The organism is Hydrogenophaga sp. (assembly GCF_036675665.1).
Classification (GTDB): Bacteria; Pseudomonadota; Gammaproteobacteria; order Burkholderiales; family Burkholderiaceae_C; genus Hydrogenophaga.
In genome coordinates this window covers 1-3,133 of sequence record NZ_JAKFEO010000033.1, presented here as the reverse complement: position 1 = coordinate 3,133, position 3,133 = coordinate 1, and the positions used below count along the sequence as shown (strand labels likewise).

The window sequence follows — 3,133 nt, the reverse complement described above, 5'->3', positions numbered from 1 at the left end:
GCGGCTTGCCGGCAAGCCGGTGCGGCCCGACTCGCCCCTGGCCGCCCAACGCCTGGGCATCAGCACGGTCTACCAGGAGGTGAATCTCTGCCCCAATCTCTCGGTGGCGGAGAACATCTTTGCGGGCCGTTATCCGCGTTGCGGCATCGCGCAGGGATGCCGCATCGACTGGGCGGCGGTGAACCACCGCGCGCGCGCGCTGGTGGCGCGCATGGGTCTGGACATTGACGTTACGCGCTTGCTGGTCAGCTATCCGGTCGCAGTGCAGCAGTTGGTGGCGATAGCACGCGCGATCAGCGTGGAATCGAAAGTGCTGATCCTCGACGAGCCCACCTCCAGCCTGGACGACGACGAAGTGCAAAAGCTCTTTGAGGTGTTGCGCCGTCTGCGCGACGACGGCCTGGCCATCGTTTTTGTGACCCACTTTCTTAACCAGGTGTATGCGGTGTCGGACCGCATCACGGTGTTGCGCAACGGCAGCTGGGTGGGCGAGTGGCCAGCCAGCGAGTTGGGGCCCCAGGCCTTGATCGCCGCCATGCTGGGCCGGGAGCTGGCGGCGCAATCCGCCAGCGCGGCGGTGTCTCCTGTGTTTGATGAAGCAGCACCGGCACTGCTGCAAGCCGAGGGCCTGGGTCAGAGCGGCCAGTTGCAGCCGGTGGACCTGCGCGTGCGTGCCGGCGAGGTGGTGGGTCTGGCCGGGCTGCTCGGCGCGGGGCGCACAGAGCTGGCGCGGCTGCTGTTTGGCCTTGAAGCGCCGGATCGCGGCGTGCTCAAGATCGATGGCCAGACCGTGACGTTTTCCAGCCCCGCCGATGCCATCCGGCGCGGCCTGGCGCTGTGCCCCGAGGAGCGCAAGATCGACGGCATCGTGGCCGAGCTGTCGGTGCGGGAAAACATCGCACTGGCGCTGCAGGCCCGCATGGGCGTTCGCCGCTTTTTGTCGCGGGCCGAGCAGACCGCGCTGGCCGAGCGCTTTGTGCAGGCGCTGGGCATCAAGACCGCGAGCGTGGACACGCCCATCGGTCTGCTGTCGGGCGGCAACCAGCAAAAGGCCGTGATCGCGCGCTGGCTCGCGACCGAGCCGCGCCTGCTGATCCTGGACGAACCCACACGCGGGATCGACGTGGCCGCCAAGCAGGAAATCATGGAGCAGATCCTGCGCCTGGCGCAGGCCGGCATGGCCGTGGTTTTCATCTCTTCCGAAATGAGCGAAGTGGTGCGCGTGGCGCACCGCATCGTGGTGTTGCGCGACCGCCGCAAAGTGGGCGAACTGCCTGCGGGCAGCAGCGAAGACGCCGTGTATGAACTGATCGCCGCCGAACATGTCTGACGCCGCTTCACCCTTCCTGACGGCGGCGCTGCGGCATCGCCTCGCCTGGCCGTTGCTGACGCTGGCACTGTTGCTGGCCGTGAATACGGCGTTCAACGCGAGTTTTCTGCACATCGAATGGCGCGACGGCCATCTCTATGGCAGCCTGATCGATATCCTCAACCGCGCGGCGCCGCTGGTGCTGGTGTCGCTGGGCATGACGCTGGTGATCGCCACGCGCGGCATCGACATTTCGGTGGGTGCCGTGGTGGCCATCGCGGCTGCGCTGGTCGCCTGGATGATAGGCGGGTCGGTGTCGGGGAACGTGAGCCGCTTCCCCATGCCGCTGGCGATTCTGGCGGCGCTGGGCATCGCGCTGCTGTGCGGACTGTGGAATGGACTGCTGGTGGCCAGGGTCGGCATGCAACCGATCATCGCCACGCTGATCCTCATGGTGGCTGGCCGCGGCATCGCACAGCTGATCACCGGCGGACAGATCATCACCATCTACTACGCACCCTTCTTCTTTCTGGGTGGCGGCTACTTGTTGAGCCTGCCCGTCTCGCTTTTCATCGTGGCAATGGTGTTCGCCGTGCTGTACCTGGCCGTGACGCGCACGGCCCTGGGGCTGTTCATCCAGGCGGTGGGCATCAACCCGACAGCGGCGCGCGTGGCCGGCATACAGGCGCGACGGCTGATCGTTGCCGCCTATGCCTTCTGCGGTTTGTGTGCGGGCATTGCGGGCTTGTTGATCAGCTCCAACGTCAAGAGCGCCGATGGCAACAACGCGGGCCAGTTGCTCGAGCTCGACGCCATCCTGGCCGTGACGCTGGGCGGCACGGCACTCACGGGTGGGCGCTTCAGCCTGGTGGGCAGCGTGATCGGCGCCTTGATCATTCAGACCCTGACTTACGCGATCTACTCGCTGGGCGTGCCGCCCGAGATCAATCTGGTGGTCAAGGCGGTGGTGGTGTTTGCCGTGATGCTGCTGCAGTCGCCCGAGTTTCGGGCTACCGTGGGCATGTGGGTGCGGCGCCCGGTGGCGCGGGAGCTGCGGTCATGAGTGAAACGATGTTGGAGCGGCTCGATGCCGGGGCGCAAAGCGGGCAAGGCGCGGCGCCGCTGCGTTTGCGCTTCAATCCCAAGTACCTGCCGCTGGCGGCAACCATCTCGCTTTTCGTGGCCATGGCAACGATGGGCTCGGTGCTCTACACCGGTTTTTTCTCGGCGCAGGTGTTTCTCAACCTGCTGATCGACAACGCCTTTCTGATCGTCGCCGCCGTGGGCATGACGTTTGTCATTCTCTCGGGCGGCATTGACCTGTCAGTCGGCTCGGTGATGGCGCTGACCACCATGGTGTCGGCCGCGCTGGTGGAGCACCACGGCTGGAGCCCGGCCGTGGTGATTCCGCTGGTGTTGCTCATGGGCACGGCCTTCGGTGCGCTCATGGGGTTCCTGATCGAACGCTTCCGGCTGCAGCCCTTTATCGTGACGCTGGCGGGCATGTTCCTCGCGCGCGGCCTGTGCTATTTGATCAGCATTGACTCCATCAGCATCACCAACGAGTTTTATTCAGAAGTGTCGCAGCTGCGTATTCCCCTGTGGGAAGGCGCTTCTCTTTCCATCAGCGCGCTGATTGCCACCGGGGTGCTGCTCGCAGCGGTGTTCATCGCGCACTGCACTTCGTTTGGCCGCGCGGTGTACGCCATTGGCGGCAGCGAACAGTCGGCGCTGCTGATGGGCCTGCCGGTGCGCGCCACGCTGGTGGGGGTGTATACGCTCTCGGGTTTTTGCTCGGCGCTGGCGGGCGTGATCTTCACTTTC

3 protein-coding genes are annotated in these 3,133 nt (G+C 65.5%); all 3 read left to right on the top strand.

Annotated features, from left to right (window positions below):
* On the top strand, positions 1–1,330 hold a 1,330-nt coding region (locus V6M63_RS12665), incomplete at its 5' end, for a sugar ABC transporter ATP-binding protein (RefSeq protein WP_332742297.1).
* Positions 1,323–2,372, top strand: a complete 1,050-nt coding sequence (locus V6M63_RS12660) for an ABC transporter permease (protein WP_332742295.1) — start codon at positions 1,323–1,325, stop codon at positions 2,370–2,372. The genes V6M63_RS12665 and V6M63_RS12660, both read left to right, overlap by 8 nt.
* An 8-nt stretch (positions 2,373–2,380) precedes the next feature.
* A partial coding sequence (locus V6M63_RS12655) for an ABC transporter permease subunit (protein WP_332742299.1) occupies positions 2,381–3,133 on the top strand: 753 nt, incomplete at its 3' end.

Bases quoted from the DNA above. Each gene is read 5' to 3' on its own strand.
- V6M63_RS12660 (WP_332742295.1), top strand. From the start codon at position 1,323: ATGTCTGACGCCGCTTCACCCTTCCTGACGGCGGCGCTGCGGCATCGC.